Source organism: Acidovorax sp. LjRoot38 (genome assembly GCF_964252975.1).
GTDB classification, from domain to species: domain Bacteria; phylum Pseudomonadota; class Gammaproteobacteria; order Burkholderiales; family Burkholderiaceae_C; genus Acidovorax; species Acidovorax facilis.
The window spans coordinates 472,875-487,423 of the sequence record NZ_CAXUPT020000001.1 but is presented as its reverse complement, the minus strand read 5'-3'; the positions used below and the strand labels follow the sequence as shown (position 1 = coordinate 487,423).

The window sequence follows — 14,549 nt, the reverse complement described above, 5'->3', positions numbered from 1 at the left end:
GCCAAGCCAGGCGGGCCATGTCTGCCTTGGGCCCTGCTTGGCTTTGCTCTGATTGGTTTTTTGGGTGACTACCGCACCTTGATCACGACCTTGCCTTTGGCGCGGCCGGATTCGACATAGGCCAGTGCGTCATTGGTGGACTCAAACGAGAAGACCCGGTCCACCACAGGCCGTATCACCCCGGTCTCCACCAGGCGCGTGATCTCGCGCAGCTGACTTCCGTTGGCCCTCATGAAGAGGAACGAATAGCCGACCCGGCGCGCCAACGCCCTGCGCCTGACGCCCGCACTCAGCAGCCGCACGATCAGCTTCAAGAACCAGGGCGCCTTGATCGCGTTTGCGAAATCCGGATCTGGCGGACCGGAAATGGAAATGAGCTTTCCACCGCCCTTGAGCACACGCAGGGATTTTTCGAGGGTCTTGCCGTCCTGGCTGTTCAGTACGACGTCGTAGTCGCGCAATACGTCCTCAAAATCCTGCGTCTTGTAGTCCACCGCGACGTCGGCCCCCAGGGCCTTCACCAGTGCGGCATTGGCCGTGCTGGTGGTCGTGGCCACCGTGGCACCAAGATGCTTGGCCAGCTGGATGGCAAAGGTCCCCACGCCGCCAGAGCCCGCCTGGATAAAGACCTTCTGACCCTTTTTGATTTGGGCCTTCTCGACCAGCGCCTGCCAGGCCGTCAGCGCCACCAAGGGAAGGGACGCTGCTTCTTCCATGGTGATGTTCTTCGGCTTGAGCGCCAGCGAGGCCTCTTTCAACGGCACAAATTCAGCAAACGTACCGATGCGAAAGTCGTCCGGCCGTGCGTAGACCTCATCACCCACTTTGAACTGCCGCACGCGGGGGCCCACCTGGGTGACCACGCCAGCCACATCGTGGCCCAAGACGAGGGGCAGTTTGTAAGGCAGGATGAGCTTGAACTCTCCACTGCGGATCTTCGAGTCCAGAAGATTCACACCCGCAGCGTGGACCTGGACCAGGACTTCGTCGTCGCGCAGCTCCGGGGTTGGCAGCTCGGCCAATCGAAGATCCCCTTTTTTGCTGTAGCGATCAATGACAAATGCTTTCATGGTTTTCCTTACTCCTGGCGTATCCAGGTTGGTGAACGGCCCACTGGCGACGATCAAATTGTGTTTATATGATTTCCGTCATATTTCAAATCGAGACAAGGACCGCATCACCTTCGTCAAGTTAGCGCGCGCCAGTCTCGCCAGAGGAGATCTGGCCAGTACGGACTGCATCTGCCGCCTGTGCCCGGATGGCTGCGCGGTCAGCCACGGACTTGTAAGACTCGGCTTTGGAGCCCGAAGGGATCTGGCTTCGGGTCATGGGTACTTGTGCAGCTTCTGCGGCGACTTCAGCCCGCGTGCGGTTGCCCTCAAACTGGGTGGCAAATTGCGCCGGGTCCAACTCAGCAGCCAGTGCGCCGACTGAGGTGAGCGTTGCGACTACTGCGACGGAGAGAAAGCGAGAGAAGGTGTTCATGGTGGATATCTCCTAGGAAATGAGGCTCAGGCGCCTCGGAAAATGCTGAATGCCAGGCTTTTCGGCGAGTCACTCAGCGTGGTTTACTGTGGAAGGGTTGGTGGTCAAGGCAATCAATAGGGCGTTTCAAAGTTCGACGGCTGAAAGATTTCATGATGATCATCATATTTCTGTACAAACAAGAACGCCAAACAGGCCAGAGAACAAGCCCTCGATAGGCTGATTTTCGACTTTTCCAATTCATCTCAGTTTTCAATATGATGATCATCATAATTTAACCCCAAAAAAATGGAAGCTATTTTTGCGACTCTTCACCACTGGAGCGGGCGTACTTGAAAGCAGCTTTGCTGAGCCTTCCAGCCAGCGAAGGATCGTCTACGGCGCGCGCCAGGGAAACGGCTCCCACCATGGTGGCAACCAGAAAAAGTGCTCGCTCGTGGGCTTCTGGTGTTCCCCAGGTGGGCAACTGTCGTGCGATCACATCCACCATTTCTTTCATTCGCCGGGTGGCTGCACGCCGCACCTCGGGGGCTTGGCGGGCCAGCTCCGAACTGAGGGCTGCCATAGGGCAACCAACATCCGGATTGTTGATATGCTGTTCCGACAAATAGGCCCCCAGCATAGCCTCCAGCGCTTGATCGGCTGGAACCGACGCAGCTGCAGACTCGGCGAGCCCAACGGTTTCTGCGCCCGCTCTGTCTGTGGCTTCCGCAAGCATCGCCTCCCGAGAAGGGAAGTGGGAATAGAAGCCACCATGCGTGAGGCCTGCGTCCTTCATGATGTCCGCAACGCCCGCTCCGCTGAATCCATTGCGCCTGATGGCACGCGCCGCCGCCGCCACGATGCGCTCATGGCTTAGCTCTTTGCGTGATGGGGCTGCGTTCTTCATGCTCTCACTGTATCACGAATTATGATGACCATCATAATTTTTATCCGCCAAAGGCTTTTCCAAGTCGCAGGCTCTTGAGGACAAGAGATGCTCATGGCGCCGCGACGTGAAGAAAAGATACGACGAAGTGGCTTGGGCTCAGGCGTCTTGGGGGTCGTGGCACGCCACGCAGAGCTTGTTCCCATCCGGATCTCGGAAATACGCGCCGTAGTAGTTGGCGTGGTACTGCGGCCTCAGGCCAGGTGGCCCTTCGCAATGCCCGCCGTTTGCCAGGGCCGCAGCGTGCACTGCATCCACCTGCGCGCGGGTGCTGGCAGCAAAGGCGGTCATCTGGCCGTTGCCCGGTGCGTGTTCGCCTTCAAAAGGACGACCGATGAGAAAAAGGGGGCGCGGGTTGGGGTGGCTTTGCCATCCGGCCCAAGGGTGGGCGGTATCCACAAAACGCGGCGCGATGCCCAGCGCTGCCATCACGGGCTGGTAGAACGCCAGCGCGCGGTCGAAGTCGGTGACGCCGATGAAGATGTGCGAAAACATCGTTGGCCTCTTGCAGGTCTGTTGTTGTCCCTGGGTGGGCCCCAGTCAGGGCGCCAGCCGCTCCCGTACCCACTCCCCCCCATCCATCCGATACCGCAACCGGTCATGCAACCGGCTTTTGCGCCCCTGCCAGAACTCCCACTGATCAGGCTTGAGGCGATACCCGCCCCAGTGGGGCGGGCGGGGCGGCTTCAGCATGAACTGCGCGCCGTATTTGGCGGCGTTGGCCACCAGCACGCCCCGGCCAGAAATGACCTGGCTTTGCGGGCTGGCCCAGGCGCCGATGCGCGAATCCAGCGGGCGGCTGGCAAAGTATTCGTCGCTTTCTTCGTCACTGACCTTTTCCACCACGCCCTCGATGCGCACCACACGTTCCAGCTCTACCCAGTGGAACTGCAGGGCTGCGTAGGGGTTACCAGCAATCTGGCGGCCCTTGCGGCTGTCGTAGTTGGTAAACCAGACGATGCCGCGCTCGTCATAGCCCTTGATCAGCACGATGCGGGTGCTGGGGCGCAGGTCGCTGCCCACGGTGGCCAGGGTCATGGCGTTGGGCTCGGGCACTTCGGCACTGATGGCTTCTTTGAGCCACTGGTCAAACTGCTGCAGGGGGGCGGCGTGCGAGGCGTCTTCGTTGAGTTCGGCGCGCTCGTAGCTCTTGCGAAGGTCGGCGATGGAGGTGGTCATGGGCCAATTGTGCATGCGAGGGCAGGACGGTTGCCAGCCACGGCGGGCACGCTCTAAAGAGGGCGACGGCCGGGCGGGATCTAGGTAACGTGGGGTCTTCGGTGGCCCCGGTTGTCGTCGAATAACTATTCGCTTATATTGCTCCCCGATGAAGCCCAAAGACGACGAAAAGCAGCGCGCCATTGCCCAGGCCACCTTCGAGCTGGTGGCCCAGACGGGCCTGAGCGGCCTGACCCTGGCCGATATCGCCCGCGCGGCGGGCATTGCCACCAGCACGCTGTATGTGTACTACCCGTCCAAGGATGAACTCATCAGCCAGCTTTACCAGGATGCCAAGACGGTCACGGCAGCCCGCATCATGGAGGGCATCGCGCCCGGCATGCCCTACCGCGCTCGCGTGCGGCGCGCCTGGGGCAACTTGCTGCGCCACCGGCTGGACCAGTATGCCGAGGTGGTGTTTCAGGAGCAGTACTACAACTCGCCCTGGTTCACCGAGGGCAACCGCGAATTCTCGACCCGTTTGATGGCCGGTTTTTTTGCGTTGATGGAAGAAGGCCAGCAGCAAGAGATCCTGAAGGCCGTGCCCATCCCGCTGCTCACGGCCAGTCTGGTGGGGTCGGTGCGAGAGACGGGCAACCTGATCCGCACCAAGGTGCTGCCCGATGAGGAGGCCGTGCACCAGATGGCTTTTGGGCTGTGCTGGGACGCCCTGAAGGCCTGAGCAGGAGATTGCGATGAATTTGTCTACCTGAGGTTGATCTTTTAATCGAATTTATATTCTCTTAAAAATGCCACTCACCACGCTCCAACCGTTTCATGGCCGATGGCGTCGCTGACACCATCCCGCTCTGTTCAATCGCCTCCCACCAAACAACAACACCTTCCCCACGGAGAACCCCACGATGCCTACCCTCAACATCAATGGCAAAGACACGGCTGTGGATGCCGATGAATCCACCCCCATCCTCTGGGCCCTGCGCGACACGCTGGGCATGACCGGCACCAAGTTTGGCTGCGGCCAGGCTTTGTGCGGGGCCTGCACGGTGCATCTGAACGGTGCGCCCATTCGTTCGTGCATCACGCCCATTTCGGCGGCGGCAGGCCAGAAGATCACCACCATCGAGGCGGTGACCACCAATGACAAGGTGGGCAAGGCCGTGCACGCTGCCTGGGTCAAGCACGACGTGGCCCAGTGTGGCTACTGCCAAAGCGGCCAGATCATGAGCGCCACCGCACTGCTGCAGGGCAAGAAAAAACCCACCGACGCCGACATTGACGCTGCCATGGCGGGCAATGTGTGCCGCTGCGGCACCTACGTGCGCATCCGCGCGGCCATCCATGACGCTGCCAAGACTCTGGCCTAAGAACACCGAGCAGGAGAACACTATGCATTTCGACGCTCAAACCGCCCGCGCCCATATGCCAAAAGGCCTGGTAGCGCTTATGAATCAGGCGCAAGGCGCTATCAATACAAAAGCAGACGCAGCCTCCCACGAAGGCGTGGCGCGCCGCACGTTCCTCAAGGTGTCTGCGGCATCCGGTTTTGCGCTGGGTGCGTTTCCGCTGGTGGCCAGCGCGCAGGGCGCCGGGGCAGCGGCCGCAGGCCTCAAGCCGTTCGAGCAGCCTTCAGCCTTCGTCCGTATCGACGCCGATGGCACGGTCACCGTCACCATCAACCGCCTGGACTTTGGCCAGGGCGTGCAAACCGGCCTGCCCATGATCCTGGCCGAAGAGCTGGATGCCGACTGGAGCAAGGTGCGCAGCGTGCACGGCGATGCCAACCAGGCCTATGCCGACCCGATGATGGGCATGCACCTCACGGGTGGCTCCAACTCCATCAAAAACTCCTACACCCAGTACCGCGAACTGGGCGCGCGCACCCGGGCCATGTTGGTCTCGGCCGCTGCCGCGCAGTGGGGCGTGGATGCCTCGGCACTGCGCACCAGCAACGGCTTCGTCGTCGGCCCCGGGGGCAAGAAGCTGGGCTACGGCGCGCTGGCCGAAGCGGCCATGAAGCAGCCCGTGCCCGAAAAGGTCACCTTGAAGGACCCCAAGCAGTTCCGCCTCATCGGCAAGCCCACGGGCCGGCTCGACGCCAAGGCCAAGTCGAGCGGCCAGCAGGACTACGGCATTGACGTGCGCCTGCCCGGCATGCTGACGGCCGTGGTGGCGCGCCCACCCGTGTTCGGCGCCAAGCTGAAGTCGCTGGACGACAGTGCCGCCAAGGCCATCAAGGGCGTGAAGGCCGTGCTGCGCGTGCCCACTGACCGGGGCGGCGAGGGCGTGGCCATCGTGGCCGATGGTTACTGGCCCGCCAAGCAGGGCCGCGATGCGCTGAAGGTGGAATGGGACACCAGCGCGGTGGGCAAGCCCGACACCACGGCACTGCTGGCCCAGTACCGCGAGCTGGCCACCAAGCCTGGCAACGTGGCCATGCAGGCCGACATGGCGCCGCTGGCAAGCGCTGCGCACAAGATCAGCGCCGAGTTCGTCTTCCCCTACCTGGCGCACGCACCCATGGAGCCGCTCAACTGCACGGTGAAGCTGGATGGTGACAAGGCCGAGCTCTGGATGGGCACCCAGATGCCCGGCCTGGACGCGATGGCCGCCGCCAAGACGCTGGGCCTGCAGCCGCAGAACATCAAGGTGAACACCCAGATGGCCGGTGGCGGCTTTGGCCGCCGCGCCATTCCCACCAGCGACTACGTGGTGGAGGCCTGCGGCGTGGCCAAGGCGGCGCGCACAGCGGGCATCACCGCCCCGGTGCGCACGCTGTGGAGCCGCGAGGACGACATCAAGGGCGGCTACTACCGCCCCATGCACGTGCACCGCGCCGAGATCGGGTTCGACGCCCAGGGCAAGATCCTGGCGTGGGACCACACCATCGTCGGCCAATCCATCACCAAGGGATCGCCGTTCGAGGCCTTCATGGTCAAAAACGGTATCGATGCCACGGCCGTGGAGGGCATGAAGGAGCCGTACAACGTGCCCATGAAACTGTCGGTGCACCACCCGGATGTGAATGTGCCGGTGTTGTGGTGGCGCAGTGTGGGCTCCACCCACACGGCCTACGCCATGGAAACCCTCATCGACGAAGTCGCACGCACCACCAAACAAGACCCCGTGGCCTACCGCATGGCCCTGATGGGCGACAAACACCCGCGTCACAAGGCCGCGCTGCAACTGGCCGTGGCCCAGTCGGGCTATGGCAAGAAGAAGCTGGCCCCCGGCCGCGCCTGGGGCGTAGCCGTGCATGAGTCGTTCGAGTCGGTGGTGGCCTATGTGGTCGAGGCGTCCGTCAAGGACGGCACACCCAAGCTGCACAGCATCACGGCCGGCGTGCATTGCAATCTGGTGGTCAACCCCAAAAGCGTGGAAGCCCAGGTGCAGGGCGCGGCTCTGATGGGCCTGTCGATGTGCCTGCCCGGCGGCGCCATCACGCTGAAGGATGGCGTGGTGGAGCAGAGCAATTTTGGCGACTTTGCCGTGCCGCGCATCACCGACATGCCCCAGGTGACGGTGCACATTGTGCCGAGCGCTGATCCACCGAAGGGCATGGGCGAGCCTGGGTTGCCGCCGCTGGCACCTGCGTTTGCGAATGCCATTGCCCAACTAACGGGCAAAACGCCGCGCGAGCTGCCGTTCAAGCTGGCTTGAGTGCAGCGTGCATCCGGGGGGCGGGTGCCTCACCCCCCGGGTGCTTCTGATGCAGCGGCCATCTTGACCAGCTCCAGAAACGCCCGCAGGGTGGCCGTGGGCTGCCTGCGGCTGGGGTAGTACAGGTAGAAGCCCGGGATGGGTGGGCACCAGTCGTCCAGCACGCTCACCAGCGCGCCGCTGGCCAGGGCCTCGCGGGCGTAGGGTTCGTACAGGTACGCAAACCCCACGCCCGCCAAGGCCGCCTGCAGGATGAGCGGCATGTCGCCTACGGTCAGGCGGCCTTGCACATCCACCGCGATCTTTTCGCCGGCCTTTTCAAACTCCCATGCATAGCGCGCTCCGCTCGGAAAGCGGATGCGCACGCAGGGCATCTGCATCAGATCGCGCGGGTTGCGCGGCGCACCCACCCCCGCGAGCAGGGCAGGGGACGCCACCACCATCAGCTGCTGCTGCGGCCCCAATGGCAGGGCCACCATGTCCTGCTGCAGGCGTTCTCCGTAGCGGACGCCTGCGTCAAAGCCACCTTCGACGATGTCGACCAACCCGTCGTCCAGCACCAACTCGACCTCGGCCTGCGGGTGCTGCGCCAGAAACTGTGCAATCAGCGGCCCCAGCACCAAATCGCCCGCCGAGCGCGGTGCATTGATGCGCAGCAGGCCCTGCGGGGTGTCGCGAAACACGTTGATGTCGTCGATGGCCGCAGCAATGTCCTGCAAGGCGGGCCCTACACGATCGAGCAACTGGCGCCCGGCTGGCGTCAGCGCCACGCTGCGCGTGGTGCGGCTGAACATGCGCACGCCCAGCCGCTCCTCCAGCGAACGCACGGCATGGCTGATGGCCGAGGCCGACAGGCCCAGCTCTTGCGCGGCGGCCCGAAAGTTCAGGTGGCGGGCGATGGTGCTCAGGAGTTTGAGATCTGCGAGGTCCAGGCTCATTGTTGAAATTAGTTCATTGATGTGTGCATTTTCAGGCCATTTATATATTCCATTTTCAACAATAAGCTTCCCGCTGATTTGCAACACCACAGGAGAAAACATGCAAAACAGCGAGTGGAATCTGGCCGGAAAAACTTATCTGGTGAGCGGAGCGTCTTCGGGCATTGGCGCCGAAACCGCCGTGGCGCTTGGGCGCCACAAAGCCAATGTGGTGCTGGCCGCGCGCCGCACGGCCGAATGCGAAGCGGTGGCCGAGCGGGTGCGTGCCGCCGGTGGACAGGCCTGGGTGATCGCCCTGGATGTGACCGATGAGGCCAGCGTACAGCGCAGTGTCGAGGCCACAGTGCAGCACTTTGGCCGCCTGGACGGCGCCTTCAACAACGCAGGCGCCCTGGGGGTCGCAGGCCCTTTGCACACACTGAATGCAGCGGATGTGCAGGCGGTGTTGCAGGCCAACACGTTGGGCATCTTCTATGCAATGAAGCACCAGATTGCCGCGATGCTGAAGACGGGTGGCGGCGCCATCGTGAACAACCTGTCCATCTCGTCCCAGGTGGGGTTCAATGGCATCAGCGCCTATACCGCCAGCAAACACGCGGCCCTGGGCCTCACGCGCAATGCGGCGATGGAGTATTTTCAGCAAGGCATCCGCGTGAACGCCGTTAGTCCGGGGCCCACAGTCACGCCGATGGCGCTGGCCGCCTTTGGCAACGAGGATGCGATGCGCAACACACTGCAAGCCTCGGTGTCGGGCCGCCCTGCAGCCCCGGCCGAGATGGCGGGGCCGGTGCTGTTTTTGCTGTCGGATGCAGCCAGCTTTGTGAGCGGGCACAACCTGGTGGTGGATGGCGGGTATACGCTGGCTTGAGTCCCGTCGCAGTGCGGCGGACGGCCTAGAATCTCGCCCGCTGTGCGCCGCACGGTTCATTGTCCAACGCAGGTCCTATCTCCATGTCTCTCGATCCCTCGTCTCCCGTGGTCCTGGTGCTGGCCTCCGGCCGGGGCGATCGGTTTGTGGCATCGGGCGGGCAGGTGCACAAGCTGCGCGCATTGCTGGCGGGGGTACCGGTGCTGGAGCACACGCTGGCCGCCGTGCGCGCCAGCGGGCTGGCATGGCACCTGGAGGATGTGGGCCATCCGGGCATGGGCGATTCGATTGCGGCGGCGGTGCGGGCCACGTTCCATGCGGCAGGCTGGCTGGTGTTGCCGGGAGATCTGCCTCTGGTGCGGCCTGACACCCTGCAAATGCTGGCCCAGGCCGTGGCGAAGAGGGCGGTGACGGTGCCGTTCTTTCACGGCGAGCGCGGCCACCCCGTGGGATTTGCTGCGCAGTGCTTGCCGGATCTGCTGGCCCTGTCGGGCGAGCAAGGTGCCGCCCGCGTGGTGCGCAAGTTTGCTGAGCAAGGGCAGGTGCAAAACCTGGCGGTGGAGGACGAGGGCACGGTGACGGACATTGACACCGTGCAGGATCTGGCGCGCGCCGAACGCCTCCTTGCGAGCCGTCCACCGGCCTGATCTGCCAAAAACCAAACCCGCCGGCCATCTCTGGCGGGCGGGTTGCGGGGGAGGGGCGGTTCAGGCCCAGGAGCCCATAGCAGCCTCTTTGTTTATGACTTGGCGGCAATGACCGCACAGGCCAGACGGGGACCGGCGTTGCCAGTCGGCTGGGTCTTGTAGTCGTCCGGGTCGCGGTGCACGATCAGGCCCTTGCCGACGATGTCATTGGCCGTGCTGCCGACGCGGATCGTGCGCGACTCAAAGCTGAAACTGGCCACGCCATTGGCATCGGCCTTGAGGCTGGGCAGGTCGCCCGTGTGGTGATCACCCATGCCGTGGTGGCCGTGGGATTTGCCGCCCGGGTTGAAGTGGCCGCCGGTGCTCATGCCGTCGCCGCTACTGCAGTCGCCTTTTTCATGCACATGAAAGCCGTGCTCGGCATTGGGCTTGAGACCGCTGATGGAGCCAGACACCTTCACCACGTCGCCCGACTGCACGAATGTGACCGTGCCAGCGGTGGTGTTGCCGCGCGTGGGTTCTAGTTTGGCGGTGGCGCTGGGCCCTGAGGTATAGGCTGCACAGCTCGCCAAGGCCAGCGCCGTAACGGATGACAGGACAAAAGCGAAACGGATCTTCATGACTCAAACTCCTTAGAACAATGAAACCACCCGGTATTTAACTGGCACCGAGGCGCAGTCTCCCCGTCGGGCCCATGCGCGTCCAGCAAAGATGTGCACTATGCCTCTTTTTGGGCCAGCGCAATCAAACGGGCCAGGGCCCGGTCATGGATGCCGTGCCTGCGCAGCTCGTCATACGTGGCCTGGGCGTAGTCCCGCGTGGTGCCATAGCGCCCACAGGCCTGCTCAAAAATACGGCAGTACTCTTGATCGGGCAGCTCGCCCGTGTGGTTGGGGCTTTTGCGCGACAGGGTGAAGGCCAGCGCGCGCACCGGGCCGTGCGGGGTGTGGCAGGTGAGCCAGCGCGGGTCGTACACGGCGGTGATCATCTCTCGCTGCCACAGGTTGATCATGACCTGCCGCGCATGCGCCTTGTCCACACGGAACACCATGCCCCGGCAACTGCCGCCCGACAACATGCCGAACACCAGGCCCGGGCATTCGGGCGTGCCCCGGTTGATGCGGCTCCACATCTTGAGCGCCCGGTGCCAGCCATGCACCTTGGCCGGGCGGCGCTCGGCATAGTCGAAGTCCGGGCGCCAGATGAGCGAGCCGTAGCCAAAGATCCACAGGTCTTCGTGACCACCCCATTCGTTCAGGGCGCGCTCCAGCATGGGGGCCGGATCTCGCAGCGGGGCGGGCAGGTTCGTCATGGGTTCACTCTACAATCGAAAGCTTTGCTTTAACGCTCTGGGGACTTGTGTTTACGGGTTTCGCTACGGCCCCAGCATCCATTCTTTTTCTTAATCACTGCAGGAATCTCCAATGTCTAGTTCTGACGACGATAGCCAACAACGTTTTGCCCTGGGTTTCCTGTTCGCACTCATTGCGCTGGTGATCTCGGTAGTGGTCGGCACCGTGGTGGTCAAGCGCGTGGGCACTTCGGGTGCCGCCAAGCCTGCTGCAACGGCCGTTGCAAGCAGCGCGCCAGCTGCAACAGCGGCCGCAGTTGCTGACGACGCTGCCAGCGTGCGCGTCGAAAACGGCGTGGTGAAGTTCTACTTTGCCACTGCCAAGGCCGAGCTGGCGGCTGGCGCCAACGAAGCCCTGGCCGACGTGGTCAAGGGTGTGACCGAGGGCAAGAAGGCTGTGATCTCGGGCTTTCACGACGCCACGGGTGACGCAGCCCTGAACGCCGAGCTGGCCAAGCAACGCGCCTTTGCAGTGCGCGATGCGCTCAAGGCCCTCGGCGTGGCGGAAGACAAGATCGAGCTGAAGAAGCCTGAAGAAACCACCGCCACCGGCAGCAACGCCGAAGCGCGCCGCGTGGAAGTGGCACTGGGCGCTTGATGCCTGCGTAATGACCTGCAGCAGGTCGCTCCATAAAAAAACCCGGCAGTGCCGGGTTTTTTATTGAGTCAAATTTGCATCTAGCGCTTATCCATCATGCGCCAGCAGCTATACATTTGATAGTGCTGGTTAACGCAAGCCTGCGCCACCAGCCCCCTCGGTGCGCTGGATCAATTCAATCTTGTAGCCATCCGGGTCGGTCACAAACGCGATCACCGTCGTGCCGCCTTTGACCGGGCCCGCTTCGCGCGTCACGTTGCCGCCCGAGGCCTTGATCTTCTCGCACGCCGCGTAAGCATCCGGAACACCCAGGGCGATGTGGCCATAGGCAGTGCCCATCTCGTAGCTTTCCACGCCCCAGTTGTAGGTCAGCTCTATCTCGGCCTGGCCGGGGTTGCCGCCTTCGAAACCGAGGAAGGCCAGCGAGTATTTGTACTCGGGGTTCTCGGACTGGCGCAGCAGCTGCATGCCCAGAACGTTGGTGTAGAAATCAATCGAGCGTTGAAGGTTGCCAACGCGCAGCATCGTGTGGAGGAATTTCATCCTTTCGATTGTGCAGGCATGTCAAAAACCAGGCAGGTGGTGGTGGCGTGGGCGTACAGCGTGCCGTCCGGCCCCACGAGGCGCGCTTCGGCCGTGGCCAACTGGCGCCCGCTGTGGATCACCCGGCCTTCGGCGCGCACACGCTGCACCTTGGGCGTGATGGCCTTGACCAGGTTGATGCCCAGCTCGGCCGTGGTGTAGCCGCGCCCGGGTTCCATGCGCGTATGGATGGAGCAGCCCAGGGCCGAGTCGAGCAGGGTGGCAAACCAGCCGCCGTGCACGGTGCCCATGGGGTTGAGGTGCTCAGCGCGGGGCGTTCCCTGGAAGATGGCCGTGCCTTCGCCCACTTCCACGATCAAGAAGTCCAGCGTCTTGGCGATGGCGGCGTAGGGCAGTTCGCCGCGCAGCATGGCCTGCATCTGCTGCAGGCCGTTCAGGTGGGCGATCTGCTCGCGCCGTGCCACGCCAGGGCCGGGGCCTGCGTCCAGGGTGGCGAGGATGTCGCGCTCTTGTGCAAGCCAATGTTCCAGTTGGTTGTGCTGTGTCATGGGGGTGTCCGAGTTGTTGGCGGGGTTTACATGTATGAGTTGCATATGCAATTATTGCAGATACAATTAAATCCATGCAAGCCGAACCAACCACCCTGGCCCCCGTACTGCCACGGGGCTGCACCAACTTCAAGCTGCGCCAGCTGATGCGCCGCATAGCCGCGCACTACGACGCCGAAATGGCGAAGTGCGGGCTCAAGACCACGCAGTATTCGCTGCTGTCGCATGTGCTCACGCTGGGGCCTATCCGCCCGGGCGACCTGGCGGTGGCCATGAAGATGGATGCGTCCACGCTGACGCGTAACCTGCGCCCTCTGGTGGATGCAGGATGGGTCACGTTGGAGGCGGGCGCCGATGCTCGCAGCCGCCTGGCCCACATCACCGACGCAGGTCGCGAAAAACGTGCCGAGGCGCAGCGCCACTGGAAGGCTGCGCAACTCGCGCTGAATGAAACGCTGGGCGTGGAGCGCGTGATGGCCCTGCATGCGCTGGTGGACGACTCTCTCGATTTGCTGGCAGCACTGCCAGTGCAGGAGGCTGGGCATGACGAATAACGACACCTCTCCGGTCGCAGCCAAGTCCGCCGCGCCACTGGCACTGTGGCTCGTGCTGCTGGCCGCCGCTGGCGCCTTTGCGCTCACCATGGGCACGCGCCAGACCATGGGCCTGTTCCTGTCGGCGCTCAACACCTCCACGGCATTGGGCATTGGCAGCATCAGCCTGGCCTTTGCGTTTGGCCAGCTGTGGTGGGGGCTGACGCAGCCGTTTGCAGGGGCTGTGGCCGACCGCATTGGCACGGGCCGTGTGATCCTGCTGGGCGTGGCGCTGGTGGCGCTGGGCACTTTCATCACGCCGTACATGACGACCACGGCAGGGCTGATTTTTGCGATTGGCGTGCTGGCCGCAGGCGGCGCGGGCATGGCCGGGCCGTCGGTGCTGATGGCGGCCACGGCGCGGCTGGTGCCCGCCAGCAAGCGCGGGCTGGCCAGTGGCATCGTGAACGCGGGGGGATCGTTCGGGCAGTTTGTGATGGCGCCCATTGCCATCAGCCTGACCGCTGCCGTGGGCTGGGCCAGTGCCATGCAGTGGCTGGGCGTGCTGGTGCTGCTGGCGCTGCCTGCGGTGTGGGTGCTCAAGGGCAATTCCAACGCGCTGGCTGCGCAGGCTGCCGCTGCATCGGGCCAGAAGGCACTGACCGCGCGCGAGGCCATTGCCCAGGCGCTGGCAACGCCCAGCTACCGGTACCTTGCGGTGGGCTTCTTGGTCTGCGGGTTTCACGTTGCCTTCCTGGCCACGCACCTGCCAGGGGTGATTGCGGCGTGTGGATTGGCGCCCGAGGTGGGCGGCTGGGCGCTGGCTGTCATCGGGCTGTTCAACATTGTCGGCAGCCTGGCCATGGGCTGGGCGGTAGGGCGCTGGCGCATGAAGTCGCTGTTGGCACTGCTGTACGCCACGCGCGGCCTGGCGGTGCTGGTCTTCTTGTTCGCACCCAAGACACCCATGGTGGTGCTGATCTTCGCCGCCGTGATGGGTGTGACGTTCCTCTCCACCGTGCCCCCCACCGCCGGGCTGGTGGCCAAGATGTTCGGCACGGCCAACATGGCCATGCTGTTCGGCATCGTGATGCTGTCGCACCAGGTTGGCGGCTTTTTTGGCGCCTACCTGGGCGGCAGCGTGTTCCAGACCACGGGCAGCTATGACTGGGTCTGGTACATCGACATCGTGCTGGCCGTGGGCGCGGCACTGATCAATCTGCCCATCCGCGAGGCGCGATTGGCGCGCCGGGCCGCCTCCGCCGCCTGAGCCC

At 63.6% G+C, this 14,549-nt stretch carries 18 protein-coding genes; 8 read left to right on the top strand and 10 right to left on the bottom strand.

Annotated elements, in window-relative coordinates; genetic code table 11:
• Positions 1-68: 68 nt before the first annotated feature.
• The 5 genes from ACSQ22_RS02180 to pdxH all read right to left on the bottom strand — a co-directional run bounded on the left by ACSQ22_RS02180 (position 69) and on the right by pdxH (position 3,607).
• Positions 69-1,070 carry an NADP-dependent oxidoreductase gene (locus ACSQ22_RS02180; protein WP_436129288.1) on the bottom strand — a complete coding sequence of 334 codons (1,002 nt, stop codon included), beginning with the start codon at positions 1,068-1,070 and terminating at the stop codon, positions 69-71.
• A gap of 121 nt (positions 1,071-1,191) precedes the next feature.
• Positions 1,192-1,485 carry a DUF4148 domain-containing protein gene (locus ACSQ22_RS02175; protein WP_436129287.1) on the bottom strand — a complete coding sequence of 98 codons (294 nt, stop codon included), beginning with the start codon at positions 1,483-1,485 and terminating at the stop codon, positions 1,192-1,194.
• 295 nt (positions 1,486-1,780) lie between these two features.
• Entirely contained in the window at positions 1,781-2,374 is a 594-nt protein-coding gene (locus tag ACSQ22_RS02170; protein ID WP_121420177.1) for a TetR/AcrR family transcriptional regulator, read from the bottom strand.
• A 138-nt stretch (positions 2,375-2,512) separates the two neighbouring features.
• Positions 2,513-2,908, bottom strand: coding sequence for a VOC family protein (locus tag ACSQ22_RS02165; protein WP_121420178.1), 396 nt, complete (start codon positions 2,906-2,908; stop codon positions 2,513-2,515).
• Positions 2,909-2,953: 45 nt separating this feature from the next.
• Positions 2,954-3,607 (bottom strand): pyridoxamine 5'-phosphate oxidase, encoded by a 654-nt coding sequence (gene pdxH / locus ACSQ22_RS02160; RefSeq protein ID WP_121506400.1) that lies wholly within the window; start codon positions 3,605-3,607, stop codon positions 2,954-2,956.
• A gap of 133 nt (positions 3,608-3,740) precedes the next feature.
• On the opposite strand from pdxH, the gene ACSQ22_RS02155 reads away from it, so the two are divergent.
• From ACSQ22_RS02155 to ACSQ22_RS02145, 3 genes are all read left to right on the top strand, one after another.
• A complete protein-coding gene (locus ACSQ22_RS02155; protein WP_218295020.1) occupies positions 3,741-4,313 on the top strand; it encodes a TetR/AcrR family transcriptional regulator in 573 nt (190 codons plus the stop codon).
• Positions 4,314-4,494: 181 nt separating this feature from the next.
• Positions 4,495-4,956 carry a (2Fe-2S)-binding protein gene (locus ACSQ22_RS02150; protein WP_055401911.1) on the top strand — a complete coding sequence of 154 codons (462 nt, stop codon included), beginning with the start codon at positions 4,495-4,497 and terminating at the stop codon, positions 4,954-4,956.
• A gap of 22 nt (positions 4,957-4,978) precedes the next feature.
• Entirely contained in the window at positions 4,979-7,249 is a 2,271-nt protein-coding gene (locus tag ACSQ22_RS02145) for a molybdopterin cofactor-binding domain-containing protein (RefSeq protein ID WP_436129286.1), read from the top strand.
• Between the two features lie 29 nt (positions 7,250-7,278).
• Here ACSQ22_RS02145 and ACSQ22_RS02140 read toward each other — a convergent pair whose 3' ends face one another.
• On the bottom strand, positions 7,279-8,187 hold the full coding sequence (locus tag ACSQ22_RS02140) for a LysR family transcriptional regulator (RefSeq protein ID WP_436129285.1): 909 nt from the start codon (positions 8,185-8,187) through the stop codon (positions 7,279-7,281).
• A gap of 100 nt (positions 8,188-8,287) precedes the next feature.
• Between ACSQ22_RS02140 and ACSQ22_RS02135 the strand changes: the two genes are divergently transcribed.
• Together ACSQ22_RS02135 and ACSQ22_RS02130 are read left to right on the top strand one after the other, a co-directional pair.
• Positions 8,288-9,055 carry an SDR family NAD(P)-dependent oxidoreductase gene (locus ACSQ22_RS02135; protein ID WP_436129284.1) on the top strand — a complete coding sequence of 256 codons (768 nt, stop codon included), beginning with the start codon at positions 8,288-8,290 and terminating at the stop codon, positions 9,053-9,055.
• 83 nt (positions 9,056-9,138) lie between these two features.
• The gene (locus ACSQ22_RS02130) at positions 9,139-9,702 is read left to right on the top strand and encodes a nucleotidyltransferase family protein (protein WP_436129283.1); all 564 of its coding nucleotides are present in this window, start codon (positions 9,139-9,141) and stop codon (positions 9,700-9,702) included.
• Positions 9,703-9,794: 92 nt separating this feature from the next.
• Here the strand turns inward: ACSQ22_RS02130 and ACSQ22_RS02125 are convergent, their stop codons facing one another.
• Together ACSQ22_RS02125 and ACSQ22_RS02120 are read right to left on the bottom strand one after the other, a co-directional pair.
• Positions 9,795-10,322 carry a superoxide dismutase family protein gene (locus tag ACSQ22_RS02125; protein ID WP_436129282.1) on the bottom strand — a complete coding sequence of 176 codons (528 nt, stop codon included), beginning with the start codon at positions 10,320-10,322 and terminating at the stop codon, positions 9,795-9,797.
• A gap of 98 nt (positions 10,323-10,420) precedes the next feature.
• Positions 10,421-11,014, bottom strand: coding sequence for a gamma-glutamylcyclotransferase (locus ACSQ22_RS02120; RefSeq protein ID WP_228895378.1), 594 nt, complete (start codon positions 11,012-11,014; stop codon positions 10,421-10,423).
• Between the two features lie 112 nt (positions 11,015-11,126).
• On the opposite strand from ACSQ22_RS02120, the gene ACSQ22_RS02115 reads away from it, so the two are divergent.
• Positions 11,127-11,651, top strand: coding sequence for an OmpA family protein (locus tag ACSQ22_RS02115; RefSeq protein WP_436129281.1), 525 nt, complete (start codon positions 11,127-11,129; stop codon positions 11,649-11,651).
• Between the two features lie 129 nt (positions 11,652-11,780).
• On the opposite strand, the gene gloA is transcribed toward ACSQ22_RS02115, so the two are convergent.
• Positions 11,781-12,194, bottom strand: coding sequence for a lactoylglutathione lyase (gloA, locus tag ACSQ22_RS02110; RefSeq protein ID WP_121420190.1), 414 nt, complete (start codon positions 12,192-12,194; stop codon positions 11,781-11,783).
• Positions 12,191-12,742 carry a PaaI family thioesterase gene (locus tag ACSQ22_RS02105; protein ID WP_121508683.1) on the bottom strand — a complete coding sequence of 184 codons (552 nt, stop codon included), beginning with the start codon at positions 12,740-12,742 and terminating at the stop codon, positions 12,191-12,193. Before ACSQ22_RS02105 ends, gloA begins: the two co-directional genes overlap by 4 nt.
• A 74-nt stretch (positions 12,743-12,816) precedes the next feature.
• On the opposite strand from ACSQ22_RS02105, the gene ACSQ22_RS02100 reads away from it, so the two are divergent.
• Both ACSQ22_RS02100 and ACSQ22_RS02095 read left to right on the top strand, forming a co-directional pair.
• On the top strand, positions 12,817-13,296 hold the full coding sequence (locus ACSQ22_RS02100; protein ID WP_121420191.1) for a MarR family winged helix-turn-helix transcriptional regulator: 480 nt from the start codon (positions 12,817-12,819) through the stop codon (positions 13,294-13,296).
• Positions 13,286-14,545, top strand: coding sequence for an MFS transporter (locus tag ACSQ22_RS02095; protein WP_436129280.1), 1,260 nt, complete (start codon positions 13,286-13,288; stop codon positions 14,543-14,545). The genes ACSQ22_RS02100 and ACSQ22_RS02095 overlap by 11 nt, the downstream gene beginning before the upstream one ends.
• The last annotated feature ends 4 nt before the right edge of the window (positions 14,546-14,549 follow it).

What these genes read in the sequence shown, in the direction of transcription:
- ACSQ22_RS02180 (WP_436129288.1), bottom strand. Translation starts at nt 1,070, where the DNA reads ATGAAAGCATTTGTCATTGATCGCTACAGCAAAAAAGGGGATCTTCGA.
- ACSQ22_RS02095 (WP_436129280.1), top strand. Translation starts at nt 13,286, where the DNA reads ATGACGAATAACGACACCTCTCCGGTCGCAGCCAAGTCCGCCGCGCCA.
- gloA (WP_121420190.1), bottom strand. Translation starts at nt 12,194, where the DNA reads ATGAAATTCCTCCACACGATGCTGCGCGTTGGCAACCTTCAACGCTCG.
- ACSQ22_RS02155 (WP_218295020.1), top strand. Translation starts at nt 3,741, where the DNA reads ATGAAGCCCAAAGACGACGAAAAGCAGCGCGCCATTGCCCAGGCCACC.
- ACSQ22_RS02140 (WP_436129285.1), bottom strand. Translation starts at nt 8,187, where the DNA reads ATGAGCCTGGACCTCGCAGATCTCAAACTCCTGAGCACCATCGCCCGC.
- ACSQ22_RS02130 (WP_436129283.1), top strand. Translation starts at nt 9,139, where the DNA reads ATGTCTCTCGATCCCTCGTCTCCCGTGGTCCTGGTGCTGGCCTCCGGC.
- ACSQ22_RS02135 (WP_436129284.1), top strand. Translation starts at nt 8,288, where the DNA reads ATGCAAAACAGCGAGTGGAATCTGGCCGGAAAAACTTATCTGGTGAGC.
- ACSQ22_RS02165 (WP_121420178.1), bottom strand. Translation starts at nt 2,908, where the DNA reads ATGTTTTCGCACATCTTCATCGGCGTCACCGACTTCGACCGCGCGCTG.
- ACSQ22_RS02100 (WP_121420191.1), top strand. Translation starts at nt 12,817, where the DNA reads ATGCAAGCCGAACCAACCACCCTGGCCCCCGTACTGCCACGGGGCTGC.
- ACSQ22_RS02125 (WP_436129282.1), bottom strand. Translation starts at nt 10,322, where the DNA reads ATGAAGATCCGTTTCGCTTTTGTCCTGTCATCCGTTACGGCGCTGGCC.
- ACSQ22_RS02115 (WP_436129281.1), top strand. Translation starts at nt 11,127, where the DNA reads ATGTCTAGTTCTGACGACGATAGCCAACAACGTTTTGCCCTGGGTTTC.
- pdxH (WP_121506400.1), bottom strand. Translation starts at nt 3,607, where the DNA reads ATGCACAATTGGCCCATGACCACCTCCATCGCCGACCTTCGCAAGAGC.
- ACSQ22_RS02175 (WP_436129287.1), bottom strand. Translation starts at nt 1,485, where the DNA reads ATGAACACCTTCTCTCGCTTTCTCTCCGTCGCAGTAGTCGCAACGCTC.
- ACSQ22_RS02145 (WP_436129286.1), top strand. Translation starts at nt 4,979, where the DNA reads ATGCATTTCGACGCTCAAACCGCCCGCGCCCATATGCCAAAAGGCCTG.
- ACSQ22_RS02105 (WP_121508683.1), bottom strand. Translation starts at nt 12,742, where the DNA reads ATGACACAGCACAACCAACTGGAACATTGGCTTGCACAAGAGCGCGAC.
- ACSQ22_RS02170 (WP_121420177.1), bottom strand. Translation starts at nt 2,374, where the DNA reads ATGAAGAACGCAGCCCCATCACGCAAAGAGCTAAGCCATGAGCGCATC.
- ACSQ22_RS02120 (WP_228895378.1), bottom strand. Translation starts at nt 11,014, where the DNA reads ATGACGAACCTGCCCGCCCCGCTGCGAGATCCGGCCCCCATGCTGGAG.
- ACSQ22_RS02150 (WP_055401911.1), top strand. Translation starts at nt 4,495, where the DNA reads ATGCCTACCCTCAACATCAATGGCAAAGACACGGCTGTGGATGCCGAT.